The 14,648-nt window shown below is 64.9% G+C and carries 10 protein-coding genes; 3 read left to right on the plus strand and 7 right to left on the minus strand.

Annotated features, from left to right (window positions below; all coding sequences use genetic code 11):
- Positions 1–220: 220 nt before the first annotated feature.
- Positions 221–1,489 carry a hypothetical protein gene (locus ACWDRB_RS00450; RefSeq protein WP_449891268.1) on the minus strand — a complete coding sequence of 423 codons (1,269 nt, stop codon included), beginning with the start codon at positions 1,487–1,489 and terminating at the stop codon, positions 221–223.
- A 153-nt stretch (positions 1,490–1,642) separates the two neighbouring features.
- On the opposite strand from ACWDRB_RS00450, the gene ACWDRB_RS00455 reads away from it, so the two are divergent.
- The 3 genes from ACWDRB_RS00455 to ACWDRB_RS00465 all read left to right on the plus strand — a co-directional run bounded on the left by ACWDRB_RS00455 (position 1,643) and on the right by ACWDRB_RS00465 (position 3,176).
- Positions 1,643–1,879 carry a FitA-like ribbon-helix-helix domain-containing protein gene (locus ACWDRB_RS00455; RefSeq protein ID WP_449891269.1) on the plus strand — a complete coding sequence of 79 codons (237 nt, stop codon included), beginning with the start codon at positions 1,643–1,645 and terminating at the stop codon, positions 1,877–1,879.
- Complete coding sequence (locus tag ACWDRB_RS00460; protein ID WP_449891270.1) at positions 1,876–2,262, plus strand: type II toxin-antitoxin system VapC family toxin; 387 nt, start codon at positions 1,876–1,878, stop codon at positions 2,260–2,262. The genes ACWDRB_RS00455 and ACWDRB_RS00460 overlap by 4 nt, the downstream gene beginning before the upstream one ends.
- A gap of 341 nt (positions 2,263–2,603) precedes the next feature.
- On the plus strand, positions 2,604–3,176 hold the full coding sequence (locus ACWDRB_RS00465) for a DUF6461 domain-containing protein (RefSeq protein ID WP_449891271.1): 573 nt from the start codon (positions 2,604–2,606) through the stop codon (positions 3,174–3,176).
- Positions 3,177–3,270: 94 nt separating this feature from the next.
- On the opposite strand, the gene ACWDRB_RS00470 is transcribed toward ACWDRB_RS00465, so the two are convergent.
- From ACWDRB_RS00470 to ACWDRB_RS00495, 6 genes are all read right to left on the minus strand, one after another.
- The gene (locus ACWDRB_RS00470; RefSeq protein ID WP_449891272.1) at positions 3,271–3,609 is read right to left on the minus strand and encodes a hypothetical protein; all 339 of its coding nucleotides are present in this window, start codon (positions 3,607–3,609) and stop codon (positions 3,271–3,273) included.
- On the minus strand, positions 3,610–3,762 hold the full coding sequence (locus ACWDRB_RS00475) for a hypothetical protein (protein WP_449891273.1): 153 nt from the start codon (positions 3,760–3,762) through the stop codon (positions 3,610–3,612).
- 253 nt (positions 3,763–4,015) lie between these two features.
- Positions 4,016–5,116: a hypothetical protein gene (locus ACWDRB_RS00480; protein WP_449891274.1), complete on the minus strand. Its 1,101-nt coding sequence runs from the start codon at positions 5,114–5,116 to the stop codon at positions 4,016–4,018.
- A gap of 193 nt (positions 5,117–5,309) precedes the next feature.
- Entirely contained in the window at positions 5,310–8,963 is a 3,654-nt protein-coding gene (gene pglX, locus ACWDRB_RS00485) for a BREX-2 system adenine-specific DNA-methyltransferase PglX (protein ID WP_449891275.1), read from the minus strand.
- The gene (gene pglW / locus ACWDRB_RS00490) at positions 8,960–13,546 is read right to left on the minus strand and encodes a BREX system serine/threonine kinase PglW (protein WP_449891276.1); all 4,587 of its coding nucleotides are present in this window, start codon (positions 13,544–13,546) and stop codon (positions 8,960–8,962) included. Before pglW ends, pglX begins: the two co-directional genes overlap by 4 nt.
- A 353-nt stretch (positions 13,547–13,899) precedes the next feature.
- On the minus strand, positions 13,900–14,460 hold the full coding sequence (locus ACWDRB_RS00495; RefSeq protein ID WP_449891277.1) for an ATP-binding protein: 561 nt from the start codon (positions 14,458–14,460) through the stop codon (positions 13,900–13,902).
- Positions 14,461–14,648: the final 188 nt, after the last annotated feature.

Below are 14,648 nucleotides of genomic sequence, written 5' to 3' on the forward strand. Positions count from 1 at the left end.
ACCAGGTCCGCACGAGACACGTCCACGTTCGGCAGTGCCCTTTACCTGGCATTTCGCCACGGTCATCAGCCAACTTGCGCTTGACGAGGACCCGTACGGTCACTGATACTGAGGGCGTCCGAGAGGACGCTAACACTTCTTTGCCGGACGTAGGGGCCGGTGGTTACGTGAAAGCTGAGGGCGGGTCCTGAGGACCCGCCCTCAGTCGTATGCGGACCGCTCATGGTACGAGCCGGCTGGAGATGGCCTGCACGAGCGGGAACCCATCCGGCATGGAGCCCGCCGCCACGGCCACGTAACGTTCCCCGATCCCGCCCCAGTCGTTCCTGGGCAGCCGCACCAGCACCGTGGAGCCATCGGGCAGGAGACCCTTGGCCGCGCCCGTCCCGGGGACGATCCCGGTCACCTCGACGAGCATGGGGGCCAAGACCGGCGACTCGCCAGGCGTCGGTGCGTCCAGTCCGCCCACCAGCCGCAGACTCCGTCTGGCGTGCTGGACGAGGATCTCCCGCCCGACGCGCATGTTGTCCACGGGGATCTCCAGCCGCTCGATCACCCCGTCGGCCAGGCGGATCTCTGCCCTGGTAGGGCCGATGCGACCGCTGACGACCGCCGTCATCAGCTCGGGAGAGGGACCAGCCGACCTCGTGCCGGCCAGCGCGAGCTCGGGCAGCTCACGCCGCCACTCCCCCGCATCGACCCCCGCCGGGTACAGGGAATGGACGCTGCCACGGGCCGGAGCGCGCCCGCCGAACTCGGTGAGCGACGCGATGCCCTGAACACCACAAGAATGTCGAAGCCGCACCAGCTCCACCCCGGAGCGATGGACCGTTCCGACCACTGTCCAGGAGTAGCACCGATCCCAGCGGCGAAACGCGAAGTCGGCCACCTTGTCCCGGAGCCCGTGACCGAACATTCCACCCATGCCCGTCATGGTGCGCAGCGCCGCCTGACCGAGCAGCAGCCAGTGGTCGAGCCGGCGGTCGTGCACGGTGGAGGAGGCCGCGGCGTAGACCGGGACGCCCAGGTCGTGTGCGAAGCCGAACATGGGAATGAGATCGGCGTCCTTGCTGAGCAGCACGATCGCCCGCGCGGGGGAGGCCGCGTGCCGAACCGCGTACGCCTCGTCGGCGATCGCGCGGGCGCACAGCACGTCGACCTGCTTCTCCTCCATCGGGCCGTAATCGTCCCGCAGGTAGCCCTCCGCGACGACGCCCCCGTCCGCCCTGATCCGCTCCGCGAAGTCGCAGTTGATCTGCAGAGCCGTGCTCATCCGGGAGCCGCGTGCCGCGTTGCCCTGCGACCGGGTGGCCACCGCGGCGATCACCTTCTCCACCGCGAAGCCGTACGCGGCCAGCGCTTCGCGCACGCCGGGAACGCTGGGGTAGCGCGGCTTGCCGAGAACTTCCTTAGCCTGACCGGCGAGGTTGCGGCTGTCGATGATCACGGACGCCGGGACCGGAGTGTGAAAGGAGATCAGACCGCTCATTCCCCGCGCCCCCAGCCAGTCTTTACCGCAGCATCAACGACTCCAAAGCAAAATAATAACAACCTCCCCGTGACTCACGTCACAACACCGCGCCTGGGCCGAGCGTAGTCGGTTTGCATGCGACACATGCATGAAAAGCATTATGCTTGCATTATGGATGCCACCTTGCAGGTCAGAGGACTGGATACGGAAGTGGTCGCCGAGCTGAAAGCGCGGGCCGCGCGTAAGCGCATGTCGCTGTCTGCGTATGTGGCTGACATCCTTACCGAGGTCGCCGCCACTCCCGCTCCAGACACGATCAGAGAGCGACTGGAGTCTCTTCGGTCGCTCGGCGGCGGGGCAAGTCACGACGACGTCGTGACCGAGATACGGAAGATCCGCGAGTCGTGATCGTCATCGACAGTTCGGCGCTCGTCGAGGCTCTGGCTGGAGATGCTCCCGCGGACGAGCTGCTCGTGCGCATCGCCGAGAACCGGCTCCACATCCCCTACCTGCTCGACTACGAGTTCCGCAACGCCATGCGCAGCCTGCTCCTCGGCGGGAAGATCAGCGAGGCTCGCGCCGAGGGAGCACGGATCGTCAAAGCGGGCCTGCCCTTCACCCGTCACGCCGACGACGTGACCGCCGACCGCGCCTGGGACCTACGAGCCAACTTCAACGGTTACGACGCCACCTACGTCACCCTTGCCGAGGCGCTGGACTGCACGCTGGTCACCACGGACGAGAAGATCTACAAGGTGGCCCGCAAGTACATCAACGTCGACCTCTGCTGATCTCTCGATCGGTTCAGCCGTGCAGCTCGCCCAGCGCTCCGTCACTTCCTCGTCCGGCTGCCCCGGACCGGCCTGGCCGGGCCCCATGCGCGCAGGTCGTCCAGGGCGCCAGTGCCCCTGACGGAAATTTCTCACTCAATTCATAGACCGAACGCATAACAGGGCCGCTGGGGCGACGCAGAACATCCTCTGGGTCCGATACAGGATCCTCGACAGAGATCGCTTCTTCGTACTGCCGCTAGACTGACGATCCAAGACGACGCAAACCACATGGTGCCGTCCGGCTTGCTCAGCACGGCCGGGCGGCACCACTCGGCTGAATCGGATTCGCGATGCAGCATATGGAGCACCACTATCTTCTGCTGGTGTCGGAGTGGTTTGCCGACTCCATGAGCCTCACCTTCTCCCGCGGCTTGGACATCGACCGAGTGGCGGCGGCTTTCGGCGACCTCGGCAAAGGCCATTACCACACTTATCCAGAGGCGGTTCAGGAGGGCTACGAGGCGTTCGAGGCAGCCGGCGGTATCGGGTGCACGGCCATCGTAGGTGAATTGGGCGCGTGGACCGTGACAGTCGAACCCTACGGTTACCAGGGCAACCTCTGGCACGTGCTGCGGCAACTGTCGGAGCCCGACAGAGCGATCAGCGTGTACTGCGGGCACGCAACGTACAATTTGAGCTACGTCGTAAAATCCCAAATGATCGCGGACCTCAGACTGTGGAATTATTCACAGAGGTCGGCCGGGGAGAGCAGCGAGCTGGACCCATATTTAGAAGGACTGGACTTTCCCGAAGATGATCATATTGTCAAGGCGTCCGCTCTTGCGCTGTGCGAACGCCTCACCGGCGAGCGTCTCGACGACGACTGGCTGAACCGTAGGCATCGCTGGTTGATATGGGAGGATCTGAACTGAGCTTGCCTTTCAACCGGTGCGGCGGGGTTTACGCAACGCCTCCACAAGAACACGACAACAACGTCTGCGTAACTGACGCAGGGCTGATGCGTTTTCACGTGGTGAGACCGAGTAGCTGAAGACCGTCGTCGGGGTGGCTGCGGTAGTGGTCGGTGGCAGCAGCGATGTTGGTCCAGCCGATCAGGCGGGCCAGGCCGATAGCCAGGTTGCGGAGGCTGGCCATGATCCGGGGTGCGGTGCCGGTGCGGACGCGGGAGGCGTCCTCGGAGTAGGTGACGTCGCGGATGTGGTGCAGGGCCTCGATGTTCCAGTGTCCGCGGATCAGGGCGGAGAGTTGGGCGTGGGTGACCCGGCCGAGTGGGAGGCTGGTGACGGCGTAGATCGTCACGATGGTGGTCTTGCCGGTGCGGTGGTCGATGCGGCGGCGTTTCACCTAGATGGCCTGGGCGACGTGGGGGAAGGGCAGTCCGGGGCGGACGGTGCAGATCTTCATGCGGCGGATCTCGCGGCGGCCATGCCCGGTCTCGTCGGTGCGGTCGTTGAGGATGGCCTCGCGCCAGGGCGAAGCCTTGAGCCGGCGGTGCACGCACGAGCCTGCATGTCCACATAAGCAGCTACATCACTCGCCGGGACCTTGTTGGCTTCGCCCGTCCGGGCGGCTGAATCAGGCCCGCGCCGTCGGCCATATCTGCATTGGAGAGCATTTCAAGCATCCGCACCGATACGACATCTTTTCGAGGTAGCGACTCACATCCTGGCCGTAACGCTGGAGCAAACGCGATGCCACGAACGGAATCACTTCTCGGATCGGCGCGACTACCGAGAATGGCTAGGAGTTCTTAACACCGCTTCTTTGAGCGCTTAGGATGGTTGCGTGTGTAGCGCTTCGCGCGTTCTTGTTTGTACGCCTGATCGATGGTCCAGATGTAGTACCACTTGCCGTCGCGAAGTGTCCGGGCGCTGTTTTGACTGATCGCTTGGACAATGCTCCAGAGTCCACCGGTGGCTCCCATGACTCCCAGTGCAGCGGTAAGAGCTGGACCATACACGGCAGTGAGTGTCGCTCCCGTCGTTCCCAGTACGGCGCCGGTCGCGGCGAGCGCCCTAGTCCTCTGGATCTTAGCCATCTCGGCCTGGCATTCTTGGATCTGCTCCCGGATCTCCAGGCCAATTTTGGTCAGGGCTACTTCGGTCTGAACGGCGTCTTGGGCTTGGTCGAGCTCAAGGAACTTCTTGCGTAGGTAGGTACGGAAGCCCTCATAGGATCCGAATTCCTCGATAGTGATCTTACTGAAGTCTCGAAGTCCTACACCGTCGATGAATGGCAGCTTGATCTCTAAGATCGGTCGGACGAGTCGGCTTTTGACGGGCCCTTCGCCTGACGCCTCGATCGCGCGTCGTCCTTTGAGGAAAAAGTCAACCGCCTGAGCCTGATGGATCGACCTGGCCTTCCCGGTAGGGCGTCCATTCCTTACCTGCTGGGTGCGAAGGCAGTAGTTGGGTAGGTACCACGTCAGCCCGGCTTGCAAGAGGGGTTCGGCCTGCAGAATCCAAGTCCCAAGCTGCGCCAGATCGAGCGTTCTGATGCCGAAGTAGTCCTCGTGCCACTCTCGTCTGGGCTCTTCGCGGACTGCTACGTGGGCGAGCATCGATGGCGGTACATCGGCCACATTGATCCCTGAGAGATCGGGTTTGCCGCCCAAACGCCTCCCCTTGGCATCGTAGCGGATTCCGGTCTTCCCGATCTCGTGATACTTTCCACCCCGACTGTCTGATAGGAGGAGAGTGTCGGAGATGAGCGAAACGCGCTTTGTGATAGAGGCGAGGTCGCTCCCTTCGAAACCGAGACTCACGTCGAACTGTTGTTCGCTGAGTGATCTCATGCCTCGCAACGTTGCCGCGCCCTGGTCCCAGAAGTAGGTCGCGTACTTTCTTGCCACTTGTTCCGGTTGGTCACCTTGGTGCACGCTGCGAAAGAATTGTTGCATGTGCCCAGCTATGACCCCATCCTGGATTGCCCGCCGCCTCCATAGCCGCATTTGTTCATCGTACGTCTTTGATCTCTCTGTGGCATGCCTAGTTCAATTGCCGCCGACCGACTCTGGCTCGGTGAGGGATCAACCCAGAGCTCCGTCACTTCCTGGTCCGGCTGCCCCGAACCGGCCTGGCTGGGCCCCATGTGCGCAGGTCATCGTCTGTCAGGCCGTGCTCCTGCTGGATCTGCTGACGGTAGGCGGCGAAGAATTCCGCAGGCGACCCGCTGTAGGCGATGTCGAACTCGTTGTGCCACTGGTAGAGCCACGGTTGGAGTTCGAGCAGGCCGGCGAGGAACGGTTTGATCTCCTCCGCCGTCATGGGGTGGTTGGTGAAATAGGTGGCCAGGGCTTGGGCCTGCTCCCTGTGGTCCCATCCGGCCCAGCCGTAGAGGCCAGGGGTCTGGGTGTTGGTGTCCCCGTAGGAGATGAAACGCTCCTTCGGCACATCGAGCTTGCCGCGCGCCGACCAGTAGGAGGAGCGCAGGAAGTCGGCGGAGGCGTACTTCGGCGGCACCGGGATGGAGTCGCGGATCTGCTTCTTGGTCTTGACTTTGGGATCGTCGGAGAACTCGGGCGCGGCGTCCTCCTGGCGCTGCAGATCCCAGACCTCCTCCCAGTCCTGACGCTTCTTCAGGCCGCTCGGCTTGTAGCGGAGCGCGGCCAGGAAGGGCACGTGCTCAGTGGAGATCAGGTCGGTGACGACCGCGAGGAGGTCACGACGTGGCGCGTAGATCGCGGCGACGGAGACGAAGTCCTCGTCGCGGGACAGGGTGTCGGCCAAGCGGGGCAAGGTGAGGATGGCCGGCTGACCGTTGTCGTCGAACCAGAGCTCACGCGCCTCCATCCGGTCCAGCAGCCAGGAACGCAGCGCTTTCTCCTGGAGCACGTCCCAGCCTTCGGTGGCCCAGCGGCGCTTGTACTCGGGACGCTCGATCATGCCGATCGCGCGAGAGGACTTGATGGCGTCGATCCGCTTCTGGACGACTTGCTTGTACGGCTCGGGCCAGTGCTCTGGGATTTCAGGGGCCCGAACGTAGCCGTGTCCCTTGAACCAGCCGTCCGTGGCTTCACCCCTGGCGACTTTGCGGGCCAGCACGATCTCAAATGCACGTTCGCCAAGCGCAATGTCGGGCACGCTCTCCTCCAGCGCGCGCAAATCCTCGGGATGCAGGCTGTAGAGCGCGTAGACCTGCCAGTCCAACTCTTCTTGAAGTGCGACCATGCGACGACGGATGACTTCCCATCTGGCTTTGGCTTGTCGCAATGCGGCTGTTGTGGGAGTCCCGGCAGCAACAACCGCGGTGGGCGCTGTCACCGCGAGTTCCTGTGCGAGGGCGTCGATCGCCGTCGCCAATTCGGTCGGATATTTGGCGGGCACCGGGAATTCCTGAAGCTTGGTGCCGGTGAACTCATAGTGAGTCATCCACGCCTCGGACACCCAGCGGTTGCCGCCGCCGCTGTTGTTGTCCATGCCGCCTTTGGCCTGGCTCACCATCTTGAGCCAGAAGCCTGCCGTGGAGCTATTAAGGAGGCCAAGCAGGCGCAAGTGTTCTTCTTCGGTCGCCCTCTCCCTAAGCTTGATCACCGGTGCAGATTGCTTGAATACCTTTCCGCCCCGGTCCAGCACGAAGTGGTTCAATCTAGACACGAACGAGAACGCGATCGACAGCGGCGCCTGGAACCGCTTGGGGAAGAACATACTGTGGTCGAACCAACGCAGTCCCCGCTCCTGCGGCGTCTGACCGAAGTCCACTCGGCGTTGGAGGACGATCCGGTTCGGCCACAAAAAGCACGGCTCCAGTTGCGTCAGATCCCGCGCCATTCCCCTTTCATCATAAGGAAAGAATGTGACCACGGGCGCATCGACTACGAAATCCCTAACTCCGTCACCCAGAACCACGGGAACGCAGCCCAAATCTAGCGATCGCGTCCTAGCAGCGACCGCAGTCAGATAAAAGGCATCGTCGAGCCCTGTATGGGTGGTCCGTCCGACTGCCTCGCTCAGTGCGCCCAGCCGAGCCGACGACGCTTGGTTCAACTGCTCGACCATCTCCAGACCACCGTCGGTCAGGATCCATGGCTGCTTGCCGAGATATCGATCTCGTCCAAGGTCTTCCACCGATACCCATTGGCTAATCGATCCAGGTTGGTCGATTTGATTAACGATGGCACTCCAGACTGGTCCATCTTCGCCATTCTCTGGGATAGATAGCTCATCCTGAATCCTACGCACCGTTCGCACTCTTTCGGCCCGTAGACGCCCAGAGCGTCGTGTGCCAATAAGGATGACCGTCGGCGTACCATGTCCGGGGATGTAAGCGCCTGACGTGTCGATGACTTCAGTAAGCTCAATTTTTTGGGCGAAAAACTCTTCGATCAGCTTAGTGCCGAACTCTCGCTTCATGAAGGAGTTGGCGGTGATCTGCCCAACCATGCCAAAGCCACGCCCGTCGGCGTCACCCCGCTTGGCCAATTCGAAGAACCGCTGCGCAAACGGCACCGAGAGTGCGTAAGTCCCCGCGCACGCGTCATACAGGTCCCGGTAGAGCTCGTTGAGCTTCTTGTCCTTCACGGTGACGTACGGCGGGTTGCCCACCACCACGTGATAGCGGGCAGACTCCAGAATGCGCGGGTGCTCGTGCACATCCTCAGTCGAGTACGCGAAGTCAGCGAGAGCGTCCTCCCCCTCTTCGCCGTCGATCACCAACTCCAGGCTGCCCTGGCCGAGCTTGCCCGCCAGCCCCATCACGGTCTGGCGTGCCTTGATCAACGAGTCGCCGACGGCCAGATGGATCGGCCAGTCGTACTTGGATGTCTCCTTCATCGTCCGCATCCCGGCAGCAGCCATCGCTGCGATCAGCAACCGGAACCGGGCGATCGCCACCGCGAACGGGTTGAGGTCCACCCCGTGAACCGAGTCCAGCGCCAGCCTTACCCGCTCGTAGGGATCCCGGTGCCCCTGGTGCTCGCCATACAGCTTGACCAGCCGCCGGAACGCGCCGAGCACGAAGTGCCCCGACCCGCAGGTCGGGTCGATCATCTTCAGCTCTTCGTACCCGAACTCCCGGATCGCGGGCTCCATCGTCCGGTCGAGGATGAACTCCTCGACGAACTCGGGCGTCTGCAGCAGGGCATACGTCTTCCGCGCGTCCTCGGACATCCACTGGTAAAGGTCACCGAGGAATCGGGTGTCCCACCCTTCGGTGCCATCCTCATTCAGCGGATCGGCGAAGTCGTGGACCAGCGTGCCCGTCTCGTCTCGCCGCCGCCAGAACTCGACGAGGTCCCGCGCACCGTCGTGCGAAATCGGGATGTGGAAGAGCGGGTTGTGCCTGCGGTTGAACAGCAGCGCGCCGGCCTGCCCCTCACCCAGCTCTGCGAAGGCCTTCTCCAGCCACCCGCGATACGTCGGGTCAGGGTCCTCCTCGACATACGCCTCATAACGGGCCTGGGCGAACTCTCGCCGCTCAGTATCGGGAGCAGTCACATAGGGCTCGGCAATGAGCAGGTTGTCCTCGCAGAAGCGCACGAACACGGTGCCCAGCACCCATGCGACGGCGACCTGCGTGATCCGCTCGTCCAGCCAGGAGCTCCACGTCGCAGCGGTCCGCCCCAGCTTGCGCGCCTCGTCGTACTCGGCCCGCAGCCGAGCCCCGACCTCGGGCAACGCCTTGACCTGCTTGGCGAGGTCGGTCTCTACCGCCTTGACCTGGCCCTTGAGGTCATCCCGCAGCAGCTCGCTGTCGATCAATTCGCCTCTCCCGCTCCCAAAAGCCCGCCCCGGTGGGCGTTGCGCACCCACGAGTCGGGCAACTCGATCCACTCCCCCAGCCCCGCCTGGTGAGGCACGGCCACCGCCCCGAGCCTGGGCTCCCGTGCGGGGTCGCCCTGCGGGCACAGCAACCACAGCCCTCGCCGGCCGAGCCGGGCGGCTGCCGCCAGCCGGTCGAGCACGCCCATCGCGTCGTACCGGGCCAGGACCGCGGCATCCGTTAGCAGCACCGGCCCGGAGCCGGAGTCGAGCATCGTAACGATTCTCGGCTCGACCCGCCCCCACGCGGTGCGGACGTACTCGGCGAACTTCAGGGCCGCCCTGCTGCCCGCCTCGGCGACGTCGGCCCGCAGAATCGTCTCCCACGTCGGCTTGGTCCCCGGCGGAACCAACTCGTGCATCGTTTCCAGGAACAAACTCGTTACCGACACCACCTGTGCGCCGAACCGGCTGCCCGACAGCTCGTCGGTGGCGATGGGGCTCAGCACGGCCCGTACGGTGAGAGCCCGGAACCCGTCGCGCCCGGCCGATGTCGTCAGCCGCTCCTCAGCTCGCAGCGCGTTGGCCATCAGCGGGTCGTCAACGTAGCGGCCGGCAGCGCTCAGCCGTGTCACTTGCCGCCAGGCGCCGACCGTCTGGTAGCTCGACTCCGGCGTCGTGCGGGCGGGAAGGTAGCGAAGGGTTTTGGTGTCCTCGCGCGTGGAGAGCACGAGGCCGAAGCCGGCGTCACCGAGGGCCTTGGTAAGCCGACCCCCAGTGGGCAACTCCGGCTTGCCCTGGTAGGTGATCTCCGGGAAGCGGGCGAGAACCCGGTCGTGGATCTCCGCGACCGTCAGCCCCGGCTGGCGCTCGTCCGGCATCCCCGGGATCAGACGCACCAGGCCTGCCTGCGTGAGCCGTAGCGCCCGCACCAGGGACAAGTCACGACGATAGATCTCCAGCCGTGGTGTGACGGCGGCATTGCGGGAAGCGCCGGCCGCCACGGAGACCATGCGGCGTTCGTCCCAGTCGATCGTGCCGGGCGGCAGCGTGATCGCGCCCAGCTCGCTCAGCACCAGGGCGGCGGTGGGGAGAGTGTCGAGCTCGGCCAGCCGATCGGCGACCTTGCCGAGACGCTGCGCGTAGTCGAGCAGGCCCGGTGCGGAGGGGGTGTCGGGTCCGTCGTCCTCACCCACCTCCAGCGCCAGCAGGCCGGCGCCCAACACCTCGTCCTTGGCGGCGCGGTTGGGCAGATGCCGGAACTGGCTGCCCGCGGGATCGAGCTGCTCGATCTCGACCACTGCCCGGATGGCGGCCAACGCCAGGGCCCGGCGCCGCTCGCGCCCCTGCAACCGAGTGCCCCGCCGTACCACCAAAGCGTCGGCGATCTCCGCGGCCGAGGCGACCCGTCCCAGATCGGCCAGCAACTCCAGGATTTCCTCGCGGAGAGTGGCGATGACCGGGAGTTTCTTCCAGCGCAGCCGCTGGACTTTGAGCATTTGCGGGATGCGCCCCGTGCTGAGCCCGAGCGTTACGGCGACGTCTTTCTGCTTCGGCCAGACCCCGACTCCTGAAGGCAGCTCGCCGCGCTCGTTGGGGAGGCGCAGGAGCAGCCGTACCATCTCCACCTCGTTGCCGTTGGCGCCGCCCCTCTTCAGCTCGGGCACCAGGAGCGAGGCGAGGGTGTCGAGGCTGACCGAGCGGAGGCTCCGCTGCGGGAGCAGATCCGCGCTCCCGTCAATGGCCAGGCTGTCGACCAGGGCGGCTTCCGCCTGGCTGACTTGTTCCAGCTCCTCGTCGGCCTGGCGGCGGCCTTCCGGGCTCAGCGGGGAGACAGGGACGGCGCGCAAGCGCTCTCCCCACTCACGCAGGCGGCGCTGGATCTCGCTGCGGGTCTTGGCGCCCAGGCCAGGAGCGTTGACGAGGCCACGTTGGCTGAAGTCGAGCAGCTCACCGACGGTGGTGATGCCCAGGCCGTAGAGGAACTGCTCGGCGGCCGGGGTGAGGCCCGCCGCCGACAGGTGGGTCTCGCGGGCGACGGCAGCGGCGATCAGATCGCGCTGCTCCGCTGCGGATACGGGCTCGGCTTCGTCGATCGTCGCCGGTGCAGGCCGACTCGTGTCGGGGTGCTTGGAGGTCCGCGAGACAGGGGCGGCCTCAGCCAGGTCCAGGAAGATCTTCTTCCAGGCGTCCCGCATGGGCTTGAGCTCGGGGAAGCGCTGCGAGACATCACGGTTGAGCGCCTTGCGGAAGAAGGCCGCCAGTCCGTCGCGGACAGCAGGGTCGAAGGCGTCGACGGCGACCGTCGGGGAGGGGTGCTCCTCCGGGTCGGTCTGGCGGGGCGAGACCTTGCCGTCCCCCCATTGCGGAAGCTCACCCGAAGCCATCTCATGGAGAGTCGCAGCCAAGGCGTAGCGCTCGGCATGTGCGTCGTAGACCGACCGGGTCAGCGTGCCGATGAAGGGGTCGAGGTAACCGTCGGTCCCTGCCTCGACCTCCTGGACCGGGTAACCGGCCAGCGAGAAATCGATCAGCACCAGCTCGCGGGTGCGGTTGGGGCGCACTCTGATCGCGATGTTGTCCGGCTTGATGTCCCGATGCCAGACGCCCTCACCTTCCAGGAAGTCGACGGCGCCGAAGAGATAGTCGCCAAAAGCCTCCAGCTGGTCGATCTGGAGCCGTCCGCCTTCACGGAGTTGCCGCGCGACGGTCTCCTCCCTGCGGCGGCTGACGGTGCCCGGCTCCGGGACGGCGGGGTCGCGTTCGTCGCCGACATATTCCAGGGCGAGCGTGGTACGACCACCGACGATCAGCGGCTCCTTCTCCACGAGCTGGATGACGCGGGAGTCGGCTCGTAGCCGTCTCATCACCTCGGCCTCGCGAATCAGCACCTCACCACGGCCGTCCGACAGGGCCACCTTCAGCACGGCCAGGCCGGCTCGGGCCTTGCCGTGGAGGTCGTGGACGAGATAGGCACGACTGGTCGAACCGGTGCCAAGCCTCCTGCGCACCTCCCAGCGTCCGCCCAGGACATCACCTGTGACGGCTTCCAGCGGATCCTTCTCCTGAGCCTGGAGGCCAGCGACGTCGGCCGACCCGGCTTCCGGCGCGGTCAGCGAGTCCTCGACGCATTCCAGCATCTCCAGGAACTCGTCAACCGACGAAAGCCGCTGGCTCGGCTGGTAGGCCGTGGCCGCCTGCACCAGCTCGTCGATGTCCTGCGACAGGCCGTCGACCACCGCGCTGGGGCGCAGCCCCTCTCCTGTTTCGAGCTGGGCCAGCACCTCGGCCTGGGTGGCCGCCGGTGGCCGGTCGGTGGCCAGCAGGTAAGTGATCACACCGAGCCCGTAGACGTCCAGGGCGATCGAGTCAGGCTTCTGCGCGGTCAGCTCGGGCGCGAGGTAGGGGTCGGAGCTCTCCGCCACGTGCATCGTCGACAGAGCGGTCGGAGCGAACCTCGTCCCGCCCTGCGACTGTCCGCCGCTGCGGTGAGCGATCTGCCAGTCGGAGATCTCCAGCCGAGGCGCGAGCCAGGCGGCCTCCTCACCGATTGCCTGTCCTTCTGGCCCTCGGTTGCGTGGAATCACATGGATGGAGTGAGGAGCGAGAGCGCGATGGTGGATGCGGCTGGAGTGCGCCGAGCGAATGGTCTCCGCGAGCTGTCGCACCAGAGACATCCGGGCCAGGATGTCGAGCTTGTCGCCGTACTGGACGAGGTATTCGTCCAGGCGCAGCGTGTGGGGGTGATAGTCGAAGATCAAGGCCGGGCCGGCCGAGTGCCCGGACGGGTCGTACTGCTTCAGCTGGACGACCCCGGGGTGCGTGAAGCGCCGCAGGACGGCGGCCTCCCGGCGGGCCGCGTTCTCCACGGACTGGCGGATCGACGCGTCCGAGCCGCGCTCGCGGAGATAGATGCGGACTCTCGCCAGCTCGGGCAGCTCGCTGTGGCGTGCCAGGTAGTCCGCCCAGGTAGGGCCGGTGTCGAAGGACTTGCGCTCAAGAAGGAAGGGACCGACCTTGTATTCGGCGTCGCTCCGCCGGATCCCGATTCTGTCCAGGGAGCCCTTGATCTCACGCGAGTCGGTGAGAGTGATCCTTCGCTGCTCGTAGCGAGCGGGCTCCTTCAGCATCCGCACCAGTTCGTCGATCTTGTAGACGCCGTTCTGGTCGTTCGGGGACAACCGCACCTGCAGCGACGGGTCCGTGAAGCAGACCGCCGCGCCGACCCAGACGCGTTTGCCGTGCCTGCCCAGGAGAGACGCGAGCTCCTTGGCCTTCTTGTCGGTCAGGTGATACGGGTTGCCGTGCGGCACCCGGCGGCCGTTGGGTGTGGTCTGCACCCAGGTGCCGTTCTCGGTGCTGACGCTGCCGTGCCAGTCCTTCAGCTCGATCAGGTGAACGCCGCCAGGGGTGACGACCAGCAGGTCTACCTCGCGGACGTGTCCCGCCTGAGCGGTGAAGGTGAAATTGGACCAGGCCCGCCAGGGCTCGGAGTCGGGCAGCTTCTCACGGATGGCTTCGAGGCCACGACGCTCATGGTCGAACTCGGACTCGGTGACAGTGGTCCACCGGCCTTCGAGCATGCGCTGACTCCGATTGTCGATGTGCCTCATCGGCCGCCCAATGGGGCCGGATCGTCGGAGAAAGCTTATCGGCGAGGTGCGACAAAGAAGGGCCTCGCGATGGAACCTCCTACTCTTACATCTCCCCGGCCTGACGACGAGCGAAAAGACAAAGCAGGACCATGCCTCACGTATCGCGGGTCCCGCGTCGCTTCTTTCGAGCTGCGGGCGCCGTGTACGGCTCCGTGCCATGCACGGTGAGTCGCCACACGCCGGACCCTCTCTGACTGGCTGCGCTGCACATCGATGGCGGGCAGGCTTTTGTCAGCTCGACGCGCTCCTCGATCTTCGACTCTGCAGGCATCAGAAACCTCTTATGAGCCGGCATGCATGTGAATCTTCGCCCATACCTTGTGGCCCACCTCGTCGTTGCCTTCATAGCCGACTTCGTCTGCGATCGCGGCGACGAGGGCCAATCCCCGGCCGCACTCCGCGTAGGTCCGGCACAGTGGACCGAGGCGAGGGACGCCACCCCAACCGCAGTCATATACCGCAATGGTGATCACGTCGGTCGAGCGGGCGATCTCGACGATCAAGGTTCCATGAGGGCGACCACTCGCGGTGTGCTGGATGGCGTTGGCGGCGAGTTCGGCGACGACCTGTTCGGCGTCGTCCTGGCAGGAGGAATCCGTCAGGAGGTACCGGGTGAAGTGGCGAGCGTGAGGGATGTGGTCGGGAGCACCGGGAAATGTGCGTCGCCAGGTCAGACCTCCAGGGTTCAGGTCGATCATCGCGTCGACGAGCGCGCGCTGGGCAGCTCCCGGCTCGCGTTGCTTGGGGACGAACACAGTGGCGGCCGCAGTGGTCTCGGGCATCGGTTCCTCCGTGGGCATGTCAGAGGTTTGTTCGGCATCAATACGCTGCTCGTCGGGCACACCACGTGGAGCCCCACGAGAGCTTCATGGATGACGCGCACAACATCGGCGCTCACATCCGCGTGACCTTTGTTTCTACTAAAAGAAGCCGACTCAACCGCTCGTTCTTGACGCCGCCATCGTAGCGCACATCCACATGGTTCACCATGGTGAAGTATGGGTCTTCATGGGTATCTTCGGTTCTGCAC

The organism is Nonomuraea sp. NPDC003707 (assembly GCF_053587055.1).

Excerpts from the sequence above, each read along its gene's own strand:
- ACWDRB_RS00450 (WP_449891268.1), bottom strand. The coding sequence starts at position 1,489 with ATGAGCGGTCTGATCTCCTTTCACACTCCGGTCCCGGCGTCCGTGATC.
- ACWDRB_RS00455 (WP_449891269.1), top strand. The coding sequence starts at position 1,643 with ATGGATGCCACCTTGCAGGTCAGAGGACTGGATACGGAAGTGGTCGCC.
- ACWDRB_RS00465 (WP_449891271.1), top strand. The coding sequence starts at position 2,604 with ATGGAGCACCACTATCTTCTGCTGGTGTCGGAGTGGTTTGCCGACTCC.
- pglW (WP_449891276.1), bottom strand. The coding sequence starts at position 13,546 with ATGCTCGAAGGCCGGTGGACCACTGTCACCGAGTCCGAGTTCGACCAT.